The following is a 16,270-nucleotide window of genomic DNA, read 5'->3' as shown; positions in this document are numbered from 1 at the left end:
ATGTTTGTGGAATGACCGATCCGGTGTTCTTCGCGCCTTCACGCCGGTATACGGCTGGCGAGGTCGCGAATCTGACCGGCGCCAATCTTATTGATTCCTCGCAGGCCGACATCGCCATCGACGCGCTGGCGCCCGCCAATGAGGGTGGCGACGGTGCGCTCGTCTTTGTCGACGGCAAGCGCAATTTCGCCTTGATGCATTCGCTCAAGGCGGCTGCCGTTCTCTGTCCTGCCGACTTCGCCAACAGGGCGCCGCAGGGGATTGCGGTGCTGGCGCATCCGCGCCCGCAGCAGGCCTTCGCCATGGTGGGGCGGCTGCTCTTTCCGCAGGCCGCCACGCCCGGGCCGATGACCGGCGAAACCGGCATTTCGCCGCAAGCGCACATCGACCCGTCCGCGCATGTCGAAGCCGGTGCGATCGTGGAGGCAGGTGCCGTGATCGGTCCCGGCGCTGCCATCGGGAGCGGCACGGTCATTGCGCCCCATGCCGTCATTGGCCGCTCGTGCAAGATAGGTCGTGATGGCTATGTCGGTCCGGGTGCCAGCATCCAATATGCGCTGATCGGCAACCGCGTCATCATTCATGGCGGTGCAAGGATCGGTCAGGACGGGTTCGGCTTCGTGGCCGGCGCGAAGGGACCTGAGCGCGTGCCGCAGATCGGCCGCGTCATCATCCAGGATGACGTCGAGATCGGCTCCAACTCGACCGTCGATCGCGGTGCGATGTCCGACACGATCATCGGACAAGGCACCAAGATCGACAATCTGGTGCAGATCGCCCACAATGTTCGCATCGGCCGCAATTGCATTATAGCCGGGCTTTCGGGTATTTCCGGTTCCGTCGTCGTCGGCGACAACGTCACCATGGGTGGCGGCGTCGGCCTCGCCGATCATTTGACCATCGGTCCCGGGGCCAAGCTTGCTGCGAGAAGTGGATTCATGAGCAACGTGCCGGCGGGCGAGGTCTGGGGAGGCTATCCGGCGCAGCCAATGGCGGAAGCCATGCGTGAGATCGCGATGCTGCGCAGGCTGGCCAGGACGCGCAAGCAGGGCGACGGAAATGGCTGACACGGTTGCGATGACACTTGAGGCGGTCGACATAATGGGGCTGATGAAGCTCCTGCCGCACCGTTATCCGTTTCTGCTGATCGACCGCATCGTCGAAATCGACGGCGACGACTCCGCGGTCGGCATCAAGAACGTGACCATCAACGAACCTCATTTTCAGGGCCATTTCCCGCAGCAGCCGGTGATGCCGGGCGTGCTCATCATCGAGGCGATGGCCCAGACCGCCGGCGCGATCTGCATTCGCAGCCTCAATGCGGAAAAGCCGTCGCTGGTTTATTTCATGACCATCGACAACGCGAAGTTCCGCAAGCCGGTCGTCCCCGGCGATCAGCTCAGGATCCACGTCAAGAAGATCAAGAAGCGCGGCAACCTGCTGAAATTTGCCTGCGAGGCGATGGTGGATGGCGCAAAGGCCGCCGAAGCCGAAGTTTCGGCTATGATGGTCACCGGCTGACGGTTTCTAATGCTCATGAAAGTTCAGACATCAATCCACCCTTCCTCGGTCGTCGAAGAAGGCGCCCAGCTCGGCGAAGGTGTGCGTATCGGACCCTTCTGCCATGTCGGCGCCGATGCCGTCATCGGCGATCGCGTCGAGCTGGTCAGCCATGTCTCGGTGATGGGCGCGACCACCGTCGGCGGCTCGACCAAGGTCTATCCAATGTCGACGCTCGGGGCGCCGCCGCAGAACACCAAGCACAAGGGCGGGCGCACGACGCTGGTCATCGGCGGAAATTGCACCATCCGCGAAGGCGTCACCATGCATGTCGGCACCGATTCCAGCCGCGGCGAGACGGCGATCGGCGACAATGGCAATTTCCTGGCCTATGCCCACATTGCCCATGACTGCGTCGTCGGCAAGAATGCCACCTTCGCCAATGGGGCGACGCTCGGCGGGCATTGCGAGATCGGCGACAATGTCTATATCGGCGGCCTGACCGCCGTGCATCAGTTTGTCCGCGTCGGCGACAACGCCTTTATCGGCGGCTGCTCGGCGGTCGTCGGCGACGTCATTCCCTATGCGATCGCCGTCGGCAATCGCGCCAAGCTGCGCGGTCTCAACGTCATCGGCCTGAAGCGCTCCGGCCTGCCGCGCGCCGAAATCTACATGCTGCGAAGGGCTTACAGGGCGATTTTCGACCACTCCCGCACGGTCGGGGAGAATGTCGAGATCGCCAAGGCGGAGTTCGCCTCGTCACCGACGGCCATGAAGATGATCGACTTCATCACCAGTCGCGGCAAGCGGCATTATGCCGTCCCGCCGCTGAAGGGCGGTGGCGGCGATGACGATGGCGATGACGAGGGCTGAGCCCGCCGGGTCAGGGCTTGCACTCGCGCCGGGCTCCAGGGTCGGCATCATCGCCGGTGGCGGCAGCCTGCCGGTCGAAGTGGCGGAAGGTCTGGTCAGACAGGGACATTCGCCTTTCATCATCCTGGCCGAGGGCGAGGTGGATCGCGAAGCGGACTTTGCCGCCTACGAGCAGGCGACGCTTGCGCTCGAAGACATCGGCTTCCTGCTTCCCTTGCTGAAGCGCGAAGGCATTAGCCACCTGGTTCTTGCCGGCGAGATCAAGCGCAGGCCGCGGCTTGCGAAGATACGTCCAACGCTCAGTCTGCTGACGATAATCCTCTCCGTGGCAATGGCGCTGGCCCGCGGCGACGACGGGCTTCTGAAGGTTCTGACGCGCGGGCTGGAAAGGCGCGGTATCACCGTGGTCGGAGCGCATGAGATCGTTCCAGATCTCGCTGCCGGCGAGGGCATGCTGACCAAGGCGGGACCAAAGCAATCGGACTGGCGCGATATCGAGGCGGGCCGCGCGGCGGCCAAGGCAATCGGCGAGCTCGACATCGGCCAGGCGGCGATTGCAATTGGGGGGCGGGTTATCGCGTTGGAAGGCATCGAAGGCACTAAGGGCCTGCTCGAGAGGACGCGCGAATTGCGCGGGCACGGCAGGCTCGCCGGCAAGACGCGCGGCGTACTCGTCAAATGCGCCAAGCCAGGGCAGGAGCTGCGCGCCGACTTGCCCTCGATAGGCCCGCAGACGGTCGAGGCCGCACACGCGGCCGGCCTTGCCGGCATCGCCGTCGAAGCCGGCCGCTCGCTCATTCTCGAAAGCCCGGTGACTCTCGCGCGGGCCGATGCGCTTGGCTTGTTCATCGTCGGATTTACCGCGACGGAGCCGACCGATGGCCAGTGAGAGGCCGCTCAAGATCGCCATCGTCGCGGGCGAGGAATCGGGCGACTTGCTCGGCGCCGACATCGTGCGTGCGCTCGAGAAGACCACCGGCCGTAAGATCCGGCTCGTCGGCATCGGCGGCCGGCATCTGCAGGAACTGGGGCTGACACCGCTCTTCGACGGCAGCGAGATCGCGCTGATGGGCTTCAGCGCCGTCTTGCGCGACCTGCCGCGGCTGATGCGCCGGATCAGCCAAACAGCCGGCACCATCGCGGCGGAGCGGCCGGATTGCCTGATCACCATCGACAGCCCTGATTTTTCGCTGCGGGTCGCCAAAAGGGTCCGCGCCGCCGCGCCCGCCATCCCGATCGTCCATTATGTCTGCCCGAGCGTGTGGGCATGGCGGCCGGGCAGGGCGGCGGCGATGAAGCCCTATGTCGATCACGTCCTCTGCATCCTGCCCTTCGAAGTGAAGGCGCTCACCCGACTTGGTGGGCCGCCCGGCACCTATGTCGGCCACCGGCTGACCCAGGATCCCGGCGTGCTTGGCGCCGCCAAGGCGCAGAGCTTGCCGCGGGACCTGTCGGAGGATCGCGTGAAGACGCTGCTCGTGCTGCCCGGCTCGCGCCGCGGCGAGGTGCGCCGGCTGATCGAGCCGTTCGGCAAGGCGATATCGGTCTTGCATCAGCGCGGTCACCGCTTGCGGCTGATGCTGCCGACGGTGCCGCATGTCGCCGACCTGGTGAAGGCGTCCGTCACGCGGTGGGACGAGAAGCCCGAGATCATCACCGATCCGGAGCGCAAATGGTTGGCTTTCGGCAAGGCCGACGCGGCTCTGATCGCCTCCGGAACAGTTTCGCTCGAGCTTGCGCTTTGCGGTGTTCCAATGGTCTCCAGCTACAAGCTCGATCCGATCGCGAGGCAGCTGCTGCAGCATCTGGTGACGACCTGGTCGGCGCTGCTGCCCAATTTGATCGCCGATCGCGCGCTGGTGCCGGAGTTCTACGATCAGTATGTCAGGCCGGAGAACCTGGCGCGTCAGCTGGAAGCCCTGTTTGCCGACACCGGCATGCGCGCGTGGCAGCGGGCAGGTTTCGCGGAAATCGCCAGGCGCATGGCGACCGACAGACCGTCGGGCGAGATTGCTGCCGAGGTGGTGCTGGGGTGCATCAAGAAAGCGAATAGGGAGTAGCGAATAGCGAATAGCGAGTACGCTGGCGCCACTCAGTGCCGCCAGTTCTTTCCCTATTCGCTACTCGCTATTTCGCTATTCGCTCAATCACCGCTTCGCAATCGGCACGTAATCGCGCTCCGTAGCGCCGGTGTAGAGCTGGCGCGGGCGGCCGATCTTCTGGTGCGGGTCTTCGATCATTTCCTTCCACTGCGCGATCCAGCCGACGGTGCGGGCCACCGCGAACAGCACGGTGAACATGGTGGTGGGGAAGCCCAGCGCCTTCAGCGTGATGCCCGAATAGAAGTCGACGTTCGGATAGAGCTTCTTCTCGATGAAATACTCGTCGGTCAGCGCGATCTTCTCCAGCTCCATGGCGATGTCGAGCAGCGGATCATCCTTGATGCCGAGCTCGCCCAGCACCTCATGCGCTGTCTTCTGCATGATCTTGGCGCGCGGATCGTAGTTCTTGTAGACGCGATGGCCGAAGCCCATCAGGCGGAACGGATCGTTCTTGTCCTTGGCGCGGGCGATGAATTCCGGGATGTGGTCGACATGGCCGATCTCGCCCAGCATGTTGAGAGCCGCCTCGTTGGCGCCGCCATGCGCGGGGCCCCAGAGGCAGGCAATGCCGGCCGCGATGCAGGCGAACGGATTGGCGCCCGAAGAGCCGGCGAGACGAACCGTCGAGGTCGACGCGTTCTGCTCGTGATCGGCGTGCAGGATGAAAATGCGCTCCATGGCGCGCGCCAGCACCGGGTTGATCTTGTACTCCTCGCACGGCACGGCAAAGCACATATGCAGGAAGTTCGCCGCGAAGCCGAGATCGTTCTTCGGGTAAATGAAGGGCTGGCCGATGTGGTATTTATAGGCCATCGCCGCGATCGTCGGCATCTTGGCGATCAGCCGCATGGAGGCGACCATGCGCTGGTATGGGTCCGAGATGTCGGTAGAGTCATGGTAGAAGGCCGACAGCGCGCCGACCACGCCGCACATGACGGCCATCGGATGGGCGTCGCGGCGGAAGCCGGTGAAGAAGCGCGACATCTGCTCATGCACCATGGTGTGGCGCGTAACGCGATAGTCGAAGTCGTCCTTCTGCGCCTTGGTCGGCAATTCGCCGTAGAGCAGTAGATAGCAGACCTCGAGGAAGTCGCCGTGCTCGGCGAGCTGGTCGATCGGGTAGCCGCGATGCAGCAGGATGCCGGCGTCGCCGTCGATGAAGGTGATCGCCGACTCGCAGCTTGCCGTCGAGGTGAAACCGGGATCGTAGGTGAAGGCCCCGGTGGTGCTGTACAGCGCGCCGATGTCGATCACGTCGGGCCCGGTCGAGCCGCTTCGCACCTTGAATTCATGCGTCTTGCCGGCGAACTCGAGCCTTGCGGTCGACTCACGCGCCTTGCCGCCCGATTCCAGTTTTGTCGCAGCTTCGCTCATTGCAAACTCCTTTATGTTTTCTCATGCCGGCAAGGCAGTTCCTGCAAACGACACGTCGAAATCACCGGAATGCGCGAACTTGCCACCGCATTTTAGGAGGTGCGTGCCAGATTGGGCCAAGGCCTAATGTTGCACTGCGAAACACACCTTTCAATGCCAATCTTCTTGGGCCAGTTCGCTCCTAATCGATTTGATCCGCAACCCGCGCCAGGCTCTCCTCACGGCCGAGCACGGCGAGTACATCGAACACGCCGGGCGAGGTGCTGCGGCCGGTGAGCGCGGCTCTCAGCGGTTGGGCCACGGCGCCGAGCTTATGGCCGCCGGCCTGCGCAAAGTCGCGAATAGCGGCTTCCGCGGTTGCGGCGCTCCATTCGCTGGAGATCGCGGCGAGCGCGGCATGGGTACCGCGCAAAATGGCGCGGGCGTCGCTGCCAAGCAACCCCGCAGCCCTTTCGTCGAGCTGCAAGGGCCGCTCGGCGAACAGGAAGCCGGCTCCATCGACGAGCTCGACCAACGTCTTTGCCCGCTCCTTGAGGCCCGGCATGGCAGCAAGCAGCTGTGCCTGGCGCCTGTCGTCGAGCTTGGCCGCAAGCGCCGGGCCACCCTCGAGATAGGGCAGGGTGGCTACGAGAATATCAAATAGCGCCTTGTCGTCCATCTTGCGCATATGGACGCCGTTCAGCGCCTCGAGCTTGGCGAAGTCGAACCGGGCGGCGCCCTTGTTGACGTCGGCGATGTCGAACCAGGAGATCATATCCTTGATCGACATCACCTCGTCGTCGCCGTGGCTCCAGCCGAGCCTGGCCAGATAGTTGAGCACGGCCTCCGGCAGATAGCCCATGGCGCGATAAGCCTCGACGCCGAGCGCGCCGTGGCGCTTCGACAGCTTGGCGCCGTCGGCACCATGGATCAGCGGGATGTGCGACATCGACGGCACGGTCCAGCCCATGGCGTTGTAGATTACGGTCTGGCGCGCGGCGTTGGTCAGGTGATCGTCGCCGCGGATGATGTGGGTGACGCCCATATCGTGATCGTCGACGACGACGGCATGCATGTAGGTCGGGTTGCCGTCCGAGCGCAGGATGATGAAGTCGTCGAGGTCCTTGTTCGGGAATCGCACCTCGCCCTGCACGCGGTCGTGCACGACGGTCTCTCCTTCGGTCGGCGCCTTGATGCGGATGGCGCCCTTGACGCCGGGAGGCGCCTCGGAGGGGTCGCGGTCGCGCCACTGGCCATTGTAGCGCGGCGGCAGCCCCTTGGCCCGCGCCGCCTCGCGCATCGCCTCCAGCTCGGCAGGCGTCTCATAGCTGTAATAGGCCTTGCCCAGCCGTACGAGCTCCTCTGCCACCTCACGGTGGCGCGGCGCTCGCTCGAACTGCGACACGGCCTCGCCGTCCCATGAGAGGCCGAGCCAGGTCAGCCCGTCCAGGATAGCGGCCGTCGCCGCTTCGGTGGAGCGCTCGCGGTCGGTGTCCTCGATGCGCAGCAGCATCGTGCCGCCGGTGTGCCTGGCGTAGAGCCAGTTGAACAGCGCCGTGCGCGCCCCGCCGATGTGCAAATAGCCGGTGGGCGAGGGGGCAAAGCGGGTGACGACCTTGTCGGACATGGAACTCTCGGAAGAAGCTCTGAAGCGGGCATGATTGCGCGGACTTTCGCGCGGTGGGCGTTCATGTAGCATAGGAGGTCTGGGGCGCAAGGGGCAGACCCGATGGCTGGACGTGGCCGGGGTGCGGAGGAGGGCGAGGAGACGGCGGCTGGCGTGAGCGAGCGCCTGCTGTTTGCCGACACCATACCTGCCGAGGCAGTACCGGTTTTGGTTCCCGTACCGCGTCCGGCCACCGAGATTTTGCCGCCGGACGGCGATGCTTCGCTACAAGCTCCTCCGCCGGCGGCCATCGACTTAATCCGCAGGCGGTTCCGCCGTGCCTCGTTTTCCGTGTTTCGCCGGGGTGTGGCCGAGGCAGCCTCAACCGAGCTCGACCGCGGCATCGGCTTCCTGCTGGTGCCGGTGTTCCTGGCCGCCGGCGTGATACTCTATTATTCCGTGAGCGCCGAGCCGGATCTTTACAGACCGCTGGCGGCGGTGGCGCTGATGGCTCTATGCGCGGCGGTTTCGCGCCCCTGGCTGAAGACACACCTGGTCTTTATGGCGGCGCTGTTTTGCGCGCTGGGCTTCGTCGCCGCGAAGGTCGAGACCTGGCGCGCCGCTACACCGATGCTCGGCTCCGAAATCCAGACGCGGCTGACAGGCCGCGTCGTCATCGCCGAGGAAATGGCCAATGGCCGCGTCAGGCTGACCATCGATCTCGTCTCGACCGCGCATCCAAAGCTGCGCTACGCACCGGATCGCGTCAGGGTCTCGGCACGCAGGATCCCGGCCGGCATGAAGGCCGGATCGCTGGTGACGGGTTACGCGCGGCTCCTGCCGCCGACAGGGCCGGTCCGTCCGGAAAGTTATGATTTTTCCTTCGACAGCTATTTTTCCGGCATCGGCGGCAGCGGATTTTTCCTCGGCGACCCGAAACTCATTCCGCCAACCGACCCGATCGGCCAGACGAGCATCGCCTCGGCCATCGAGAACGCGCGCGAAAATATTGCCGACCACATCAGAAGCACCGTCGGCGGACCCGAAGGCGAAATTGCCGCCGCACTGATCGTCGGCGTGCGCGCCGGCATTCCGGAGGACATCAACGAGGCGATGCGGCGGACCGGCATCTATCACATCATCTCGATTTCGGGCCTGCACATGGCGCTGGTCGCCGGCACGGTCATGCTTCTGCTGCGCGGCGCCTTTGCGCTGTTCCCGGATTTTTCGTCACGCCGGCCGGTGAAGAAATATGCCGCGGCAATCGCGCTTATGTCGATCGCCGCCTACCTCCTCATCTCCGGCGTGGTGGTCGCCGCCGAGCGAAGCTTCATCATGCTGGCCGTGATGCTGATCGCCGTGCTTTTCGACCGCGCCGCGCTGACGATGCGCAATTTGGCGATCTCGGCCATCGCCGTCATCCTGGTGTCGCCGCATGAAGTGGTTGGCCCGAGCTTTCAGATGTCGTTCGCGGCAACCGCCGCCCTTGTCGGCGCCTATGCCGGCTGGTCCGACTACCGCGCCGGCAAGGTGAGAGCGCCGCCGGCAAAGCGTTCGTTCCTGCGGTTCATGTCGCACAAACTGGCAGTCGGAGCAGGTGGCGCCGCGATGACGTCGATCATTGCCGGAAGTGCCACGGCGCTGTTTGCCATCTGGCATTTCCAGCGCGTCTCGCCGCTTAGCCTGCTGGCCAATCTCGCGATCATGCCGATCGTCACGATCGTGATGTTTCTCGCCGTCGCCAGCGCGGTCATGATGCCGTTCGGCTTCGACGGGCCCTTCCTCTATTTGATGGGCAAGGGCCTGGCGGCGATGATCGCGATCTCGGCGTGGATTTCGGAGTGGTCGCCGGTCGATGCCGTGGGCCTGATCTCGATCCATTCGGTGCTGCTGGCGACGATCGCGCTCGTCATCGCCACGATGGCGACTACGTGGCTCAGGCTGGCCGCGATTCCTTTCGCTGCCGCGGCCGTCATGATGATCCCGCAGGTGCGCACGCCCGACCTGCTGATCTCGGAGGACGCGCATCTGGTGGCGATGCCGATCGGCGGCGGCGAACTCGCCATCAATCGTGCCCGCTCGAACGAGTTCACCACCGATAACTGGAAACGCGCGCTCAAGGCCGAAACGATCGTGCCGCCGGAGACATTCGCCAAGGGCACGCTGGACATAGCCGATCCCGTCGACCTGCCGCCTGGATCGCCCTTTTACTGCACGGGCGATCTCTGCATTGGCCGGCATCCATCAGGCGCGATCGTCGCGCTCGCCGAAAAACGCGAAGCTGCCCGGCCTGCCTGCGACTTCGCAGACCTCATCGTCATCAACGACGCCACGGCCTACAATCCCTGCCGCGATCCGCGTGTCCTCGTTGTCACCAAGCGGCAGCTCGCGCGCGACGGCAGTGCCGCCGTCTTCTTCGATCCGCAATCGGCGACGGCGCGAGCAACCATTCAATACGCCGTCGAAAAACCGTACCGCCCTTGGCACGAACAGCGGCGCTACTCGCGTGAGGCGAGGGGGTTGGCGCCTTACAAGAAGCCCGAGAAGCCGAAAGCCAAGCCGCAGCCCCTCAGTAGCGGCGGATGAGCCCGACGAGCTTGCCCTGAACCTTGACGCGATCGGGACCGAAGATGCGCGTCTCATAGGCCGGATTGGCAGCCTCGAGCGCGATGGAGGCGCCCTTGCGGCGGAAGCGCTTCAGCGTCGCCTCCTCGTCATCGACCAGCGCCACGACGATCTCCCCGGGGCTCGCAGTGCTGGCGTTGCGGATGATGACCGTGTCGCCGTCGAAGATGCCGGCCTCGATCATCGAATCGCCTTTGACCTCGAGCGCGTAGTGCTCGCCGCCCGCGATCATGTCCGGCGGCACTGTGATCGAATGCGTCTGGTGCTGGATGGCGTCGATCGGCACGCCGGCGGCAATGCGACCCATCACCGGGATGGAGACGGCTGAAACGGCGTCGTCGTCATTGCTGGGCGTCGGCGTGCGGGCGGGCGCCGCGGGTTTGATCTGGCGGCCGAGATTGCCTTGGCCGCCCTGGATGACGCTCGGCGAGAATTTCTTCGCCGCATTGAGGCCGGGCGCGATCGAGTCAGGTAGGCGCAGCACTTCAAGAGCACGCGCCCGGTTCGGAAGCCGGCGAATGAAACCGCGCTCCTCCAGCGCCGTGATCAGGCGGTGGATGCCCGATTTCGAGGCAAGGTCGAGCGCTTCCTTCATCTCATCGAAAGACGGCGGAATGCCGCTTTCCTTGAGCCGTTCATGGATGAACATCAGCAGTTCATGTTGTTTGCGCGTCAGCATGGCGGCCCCCATGGGTTCTGAAACCAGAATCAGAAAAACAAACCCAGAACAAACACTATCTGTTCCAGTTGTGTTCCGCAACCGTTTAAAGTTTAGTGAATGTGTTGACGTTTTGTTCAGCGTAACATCAGAACGGTGCATTCCTCGCCGGCTTCAGCCGCCGGTGCGAAGGGTTGGCGCACGATCAGGCCATTGGCATCGGCGAGCATCCTCAACATCGAGGAATCCTGGATGCCGAACGGTGTTGCGATCAACCCCCCCGCATCTTCGCGGACCACGGCGCGCACATAGTCCTGCCTCAGATCGTTGGCGTGCATTGCGGCGCCTAGCCGGGCCGTGCGGATTTCCTGCCGGCAGGACCGGCCGCCCAGCCGCGCCAGAAGCGGCTTCAGGAACACCTGCGAGCAGACCAGGCTTGCGACCGGATTGCCGGGCAGGCCGATGCAGCGAATGTCGCCGAGCCGGCCAAACATCAACGGCTTGCCGGGACGCATGGCGATCTTCCAGAAGTCGAGCTGCATGCCTTCGCCGGTCAGCACGTCATGGATCAAGTCGTGGTCGCCGACGGAGGCGCCGCCAAGCGTGACGATGACGTCGGCGCCGGCCTTGACCGCCTTCTTGACCAGGGCCGCGACCGCGTCCTTGCGGTCGGCGGCGATGCCGAGGTCGAGCGAGCGCGCGCCGACCGACTGGGCCGTAGCTGTGACGCCACAGGCATTCGACGAGATGATCTGGTCGGGGCCGAGCGCGCTGCCCGGCGGCAGCAATTCATCGCCGGTGGCGATGATGGCGAGCAGCGGCTGCCGCACCACGTTGAGACTCGGATGGTTGGCCGATGCCGCCAGCGAAAGCGCCGCCGGATCGAGCTGGCGGCCTTTTTCGAGGAGCAGGTCGCCCTCGCAGAAGTCGAGGCCGCGGCGACGGACGTTGCGTCCCTCCGCGGTCGGCTCGGTCACTTCGATGCCGCCGCCGCCGAGATCGCGGACATTCTCCTGGATAACGATGGTATCGGCGCCTTCGGGGAGCGGCGCGCCGGTGAAGATGCGCACGGCCTCGCCCTTGCCGACAGAGCCGGTGAAGCCACGCCCGGCGGGCGCCATGCCGATCACGGAGAGCCGGGCCGGCGCCGAGGCTACGTCGGCGGCCCGTACGGCATAGCCGTCCATCGCCGACGCATTGAAGGGCGGCTGGGTGCGCAGAGCCACCACCGGGTCGGCCAGCACCCGGCCGGCTGCTTCGGCCAGCGGCACGCTTTCGCCTGGCAGCGCGGTCGCGCCGTCCAACAGGCGTTGGAGCGCCTCGGCGACCGGAAGCAAAGCCATGCTAAGAACCGGCCTTGTAGTCGCCCGACTTGCCGCCGGTCTTCTCGACCAGCCTGATGCCGGAAATCGCCATGGCGCGGTCCGCTGCCTTGGCCATGTCGTAGATGGTGAGGCAGGCGACCGACGCCGCGGTCAGCGCCTCCATTTCCACCCCGGTCTTGCCGGTAACCCTGGCAAGCGCGCTGACCCTCAGGCCAGGGAGCGCGTGGTCGGGCTCGATCTCGACGGCAACCTTGGTGAGAAGGAGGGGATGGCAAAGCGGGATGAGCTCATGCGTCTTCTTGGCCGCCATGATGCCGGCGATGCGCGCCGTGCCCAGCACGTCGCCTTTCTTGGCGTCGCCGGCCAGGATCATCTCCAGCGTTTCCGGCTGCATGGTGACATACCCTTCGGCGATGGCCGTGCGCGTCGTCTCGGCCTTGCCGCCGACATCGACCATGTTGGCTTCGCCCTTGGCGCCGAGATGCGTAAGCGCGGGCATCCTCAAACGGCCTCGGCCGGCGCCTTGCCCGTCAGCAGAAGGGCGGTCGCGGCGGCCACGTCGGCCTGCCGCATCAGGCTTTCGCCAACGAGGAAGGTGCCGATCTTGCTCTTTTCCAGCCGCCGGCAGTCCTGATGGGTGAAGATGCCGCTCTCGCTGACCAGCAGCCGGTCGTCCGGGACCATGGCGGCAAGCCGCTCGGAAACGTCGAGGCTGGTTTCGAAGGTTCTCAAATCGCGGTTGTTGATGCCGATCAGCCGCGACGAGAGGCGAAGCGCGCGTTCCATCTCCTGTTCGTCATGCACCTCGACCAGCGCGTCCATGCCGAGATCGAAGGCCGTGACTTCCAATTCACTGGCCAAGGCGTCGTCGACGCTCGCCATGATGATGAGGATCGCGTCCGCGCCCCAGGCGCGGGCTTCATGAACCTGATACGGGTCGAAGAGGAAATCCTTGCGCAGGGCGGGCAGGCCAACGGCGGCGCGCGCTGCGGTCAGAAAGCCGGGCGCGCCCTGGAAGGACGGTGCGTCGGTCAGCACCGAAAGACAGGCAGCACCGCCTTGCTGATAGGCCCTGGCGAGCGCCGGCGGGTCGAAGTCGGCGCGGATCAAGCCCCTGGAAGGGCTGGCCTTCTTGATCTCCGCAATCAGCGTGAAGCCGCCGGCCTTCCGCTTGGCCTCAAGCGCCGCAAGGAAGCTGCGCGGGGGTTCCGCATCCTTGGCCTTCGCCTTGACCTCGGCAAGCGGCGCGCTGAGCTTCGCGGCGGCGATCTCATCGCGCTTGTAGGCTTCGATCTTGCGCAGGATATCGGACAAAATTCTAACCGTTCGAAATCTCGATGAGCTTGTCGAGCACCGCCAGCGCCCGGCCGCTGTCAATGGCCTGCGCTGCTGCCTCGATGCCATCGCCGAGCGTCGTCGCCTTGCCGGCCACCACCAGCCCGGCGCCGGCATTCATCAGCACGGTGTCGCGATAAGCGCCGGCAGCGCCGCCCAGCATATCGCGCAATGCCCTGGCATTGTAGGCCGCTTCGCCGCCGCGCAGATCTTCCTTGTTATGCCGCTTCAGTCCGACCGCTTCCGGAGTGAGGGTAAAGGTGCGGATCTCGCCGCCGGCGAGCTCTGCGACCTGCGTCTCGCCCGTGGTGGTGATCTCGTCATAACCGTCGCCGTGCACGATCCAGGCATGATCGGTACCCAGCGCCTTCAGCGTCTCAGCCACCGGCATGATCCATTCGGGCAGGAAGACGCCAACCATCTGCCGGCCGACGCCGGCTGGATTCGACAGCGGCCCGAGCAGATTGAAGATGGTGCGCGTGCCGAGCTCGCCCCGGACAGGACCGACATGCTTCATCGCCGGATGATGCGCTGGCGCGAACATGAAGCCGACGCCGGCTTCCTGGATGCAGCGGCCGATCGTCTCCGGTGCGATGTCGACTTTGACGCCTAGCGCCATCAGCACATCCGCCGCGCCGGTCAGCGAGGACAGGCCGCGATTGCCGTGCTTGGCCACCGGGACGCCCGCGGCGGCGATGACGAATGCCGATCCGGTCGAAATGTTGACCGAATGCGAATTGTCGCCGCCGGTGCCGACGATGTCGATGGCGCCGCGCGGGGCTTCGACGCGGAGCATCTTGGCGCGCATCGTGGCGACCGCGCCGGAGATCTCGCTCACGGCCTCGCCGCGCACGCGCAACGCCATCAGGAAGCCTCCGATCTGCCCCGGCGTCGCGTCGCCCGACATGATGATGTCGAAGGCCTCGCGCGCTTCCTCGAAGGAGAGCGCGGTGCCGGTCGCGACCTTGGCGATATATGTCTTAAGCGCGCTCATCGTGTCTGTGCTTGGGAAACGGCGGCCGGATCGATACGAACGTCATATTGCGACTGCAGCTGCGCCACCAGCTGATCGAGCAGGTCGTCGGATATGCCGGCGCTGAAAGATTTCTGCGCGTCTTCCGGGACAGAGCTGCCATCGGCGCCGGCAGGTTCGAAGACTTCGGCAACCTTGAACAGGATCTGACCGTCGCCGGTGGGCGAGGGGATCAGGCCCGTGCCGCCTTCGCCGACGCCGAACATGGCCGCCGCGCCCTCCTTGCCGAAATCGGCATCGTCGGCTTCGCGCTTCAGGCCGCGCTTGGTCTGCTTCTCGAGCTTCAGCTCGCCCGCGATCACGTCGAGCGTCGCACCGGCCTTGAGGCGCTTTTCCAACTCCCCGGCCTTGGCGGTGAGCCGCTTGTCGGTCTCGGCCGCGGTCCAGTCGGCCACCACCTTCTGGCGAACCTCGTCCAGCGTGCGGTCGCGCGCCGGCGTGATCGACTGGACTTCATAGAAAACGAAGCCGTTGGCGGCAGTGGTCAGGCCTTCATTCTCGGTGTTCGGCTCGGCCTCGAAGACGGCCTTGATGAGGTCCGCCGATTGCGGCAGGTCGTTGACGATCGTGCCGTCCGGCCGCTGGCCGGTACGGTCGATGGCGTCGATGGTGACGACCTTGAGCTTTAGCTTGTCGGCCGCCTGGGCAAGCGAGGCACCGGAAGCGCGGGTGTCCTCGTAGCTGTCGTGGACGTCGAGCAGGACGCGGCTTGCCTCGCCGAGCGCAAGATCCTTGCGGATCTGGTCGGACACTTCCGAAAGCGGCTTCACCACCTGCGGCTTGATTTCGGTGACGCGCAAGAGCACCGGGCCGAAGGCGCCCTGAACCACCGGGCTGACCTCGTTGACGTTGAGCGAGAAGGCTGCGTCGGCCACCGCCTTGTCGGCGATCTTGTCCTTTGCCAGCGTGCCGAGCACGGTGTCGGCCTGCGTCTTGCCCTCTGCGGTGACGATCTTGTCGAAGGTGGCGCCGGCCTTCAGGGAGTCAAATGCCGCCTTGGCCGCGTCCGGCGTCTTGAACACCAGCTGTTCGATGGTGCGCATTTCGGGTGTCGTATAGCGCGCCTTGTTCTTGTTGTAGTCCTCAGCGACTTGGCTGTCGGTCACCGCCGTCGGGTCCATGATGTCCTGCGGCTCAAGCCGGATATAGGAGAATTTGCGGTATTCCGGCGCGGCGTAGTTCTTCTTGTTGGCTTCGAAATAGGTTTTCAGCGCGCTGTCGGACGGCGCCTCGATCGGCTGGACGAGTGTCTTCGGCAGGACGAGATAGTCGATCGTGCGGTCCTCGCCGCGATAGAGCGCGACCGCCTTCAGGAAGGTCTGCGGCGCCTTGAGCCCGTCGGAAATCGCCTCGACGATCTGTTGGCGGACCGCCACTTGCGAGCGGTTCTTCAGATAGTCCTCGGGTCGCATGCCGATCTGGCTCAGCAGATATTCGAAGGTCCTGCGGTCGAACTGGCCGCCTGGACCCTTGAAGGCCGGATCCTCGCGCGTCAGCTCGGCCAGCCGGTCCTTGGAAAGGCCAAGCCCGAGCTTGCGAGCCTGCTCGTCGAGAACGGCGCCGGAGACGAGCTGCGCCAGGACCTGGTTGTCGAGGCCGAGCAGCTTAGCCTGTTCATGCGTGATGCGCTGGCCATATTGCTGCGACAGCAGGTTGATCTGGCGATCGTAGGCGAGGCGGTATTCGTTGATCGAAACGGTGGTGCCGCCGGCGGTAATCACCGAATGATGGCCAGCCAAGCTTCCCGACAGGCGCCCGGAAATACCCCAGACGGCAAAGCTCACCACCAGCAAGGACAGCAAAGCTTTCGCGACCCAGGTGCCCGCCGCGCTTCTCAAAATACCAAGCATGCCCACTTCC

General features: G+C 64.9%; 14 protein-coding genes. 6 read left to right on the top strand and 8 right to left on the bottom strand.

Going from position 1 to position 16,270, the window contains the following annotated elements; genetic code table 11:
- The first annotated feature begins 11 nt into the window (after positions 1-11).
- The 5 genes from lpxD to lpxB are packed head-to-tail and all read left to right on the top strand — an operon-like array spanning position 12 to position 4,433.
- Complete coding sequence (gene lpxD / locus P9254_RS01085; protein ID WP_095830055.1) at positions 12-1,067, top strand: UDP-3-O-(3-hydroxymyristoyl)glucosamine N-acyltransferase; 1,056 nt, start codon at positions 12-14, stop codon at positions 1,065-1,067.
- On the top strand, positions 1,060-1,521 hold the full coding sequence (gene fabZ / locus P9254_RS01080) for a 3-hydroxyacyl-ACP dehydratase FabZ (RefSeq protein ID WP_095800760.1): 462 nt from the start codon (positions 1,060-1,062) through the stop codon (positions 1,519-1,521). The genes lpxD and fabZ overlap by 8 nt, the downstream gene beginning before the upstream one ends.
- Before the next feature lie 15 nt (positions 1,522-1,536).
- On the top strand, positions 1,537-2,373 hold the full coding sequence (lpxA, locus tag P9254_RS01075) for an acyl-ACP--UDP-N-acetylglucosamine O-acyltransferase (protein ID WP_067320155.1): 837 nt from the start codon (positions 1,537-1,539) through the stop codon (positions 2,371-2,373).
- A complete protein-coding gene (locus tag P9254_RS01070; protein WP_278054232.1) occupies positions 2,360-3,262 on the top strand; it encodes an LpxI family protein in 903 nt (300 codons plus the stop codon). Before lpxA ends, P9254_RS01070 begins: the two co-directional genes overlap by 14 nt.
- Entirely contained in the window at positions 3,252-4,433 is a 1,182-nt protein-coding gene (gene lpxB, locus P9254_RS01065) for a lipid-A-disaccharide synthase (RefSeq protein ID WP_278054170.1), read from the top strand. The genes P9254_RS01070 and lpxB overlap by 11 nt, the downstream gene beginning before the upstream one ends.
- Positions 4,434-4,520: 87 nt before the next feature.
- Here the strand turns inward: lpxB and gltA are convergent, their stop codons facing one another.
- A complete protein-coding gene (gene gltA, locus P9254_RS01060; RefSeq protein ID WP_278054171.1) occupies positions 4,521-5,849 on the bottom strand; it encodes a citrate synthase in 1,329 nt (442 codons plus the stop codon).
- Between the two features lie 181 nt (positions 5,850-6,030).
- Positions 6,031-7,455: a glutamate--tRNA ligase gene (gene gltX / locus P9254_RS01055; RefSeq protein WP_278054172.1), complete on the bottom strand. Its 1,425-nt coding sequence runs from the start codon at positions 7,453-7,455 to the stop codon at positions 6,031-6,033.
- A 102-nt stretch (positions 7,456-7,557) separates the two neighbouring features.
- On the opposite strand from gltX, the gene P9254_RS01050 reads away from it, so the two are divergent.
- Entirely contained in the window at positions 7,558-10,020 is a 2,463-nt protein-coding gene (locus P9254_RS01050; protein ID WP_278054174.1) for a ComEC/Rec2 family competence protein, read from the top strand.
- Here the strand turns inward: P9254_RS01050 and lexA are convergent.
- The 6 genes from lexA to P9254_RS01020 form a co-directional block, all read right to left on the bottom strand.
- Positions 10,004-10,738, bottom strand: a complete 735-nt coding sequence (gene lexA / locus P9254_RS01045) for a transcriptional repressor LexA (protein ID WP_066992799.1) — start codon at positions 10,736-10,738, stop codon at positions 10,004-10,006. The genes P9254_RS01050 and lexA overlap by 17 nt on opposite strands.
- Before the next feature lie 116 nt (positions 10,739-10,854).
- Positions 10,855-12,060 carry a molybdopterin molybdotransferase MoeA gene (locus P9254_RS01040; RefSeq protein ID WP_278054175.1) on the bottom strand — a complete coding sequence of 402 codons (1,206 nt, stop codon included), beginning with the start codon at positions 12,058-12,060 and terminating at the stop codon, positions 10,855-10,857.
- 1 nt (position 12,061) lies between these two features.
- A complete protein-coding gene (moaC, locus tag P9254_RS01035) occupies positions 12,062-12,541 on the bottom strand; it encodes a cyclic pyranopterin monophosphate synthase MoaC (RefSeq protein ID WP_067319921.1) in 480 nt (159 codons plus the stop codon).
- A 2-nt stretch (positions 12,542-12,543) separates the two neighbouring features.
- Positions 12,544-13,356: an indole-3-glycerol phosphate synthase TrpC gene (gene trpC / locus P9254_RS01030; protein ID WP_442920286.1), complete on the bottom strand. Its 813-nt coding sequence runs from the start codon at positions 13,354-13,356 to the stop codon at positions 12,544-12,546.
- Positions 13,357-13,360: 4 nt separating this feature from the next.
- Positions 13,361-14,371, bottom strand: a complete 1,011-nt coding sequence (gene trpD, locus P9254_RS01025) for an anthranilate phosphoribosyltransferase (RefSeq protein ID WP_066992683.1) — start codon at positions 14,369-14,371, stop codon at positions 13,361-13,363.
- Positions 14,368-16,260: a peptidyl-prolyl cis-trans isomerase gene (locus tag P9254_RS01020; RefSeq protein WP_095800753.1), complete on the bottom strand. Its 1,893-nt coding sequence runs from the start codon at positions 16,258-16,260 to the stop codon at positions 14,368-14,370. Before P9254_RS01020 ends, trpD begins: the two co-directional genes overlap by 4 nt.
- Positions 16,261-16,270 lie beyond the last annotated feature (10 nt).

The organism is Mesorhizobium sp. WSM4983 (assembly GCF_029625765.1).
GTDB lineage: Bacteria > Pseudomonadota > Alphaproteobacteria > Rhizobiales > Rhizobiaceae > Mesorhizobium.
This window is presented reverse-complemented; position numbering and strand designations above follow the sequence as displayed.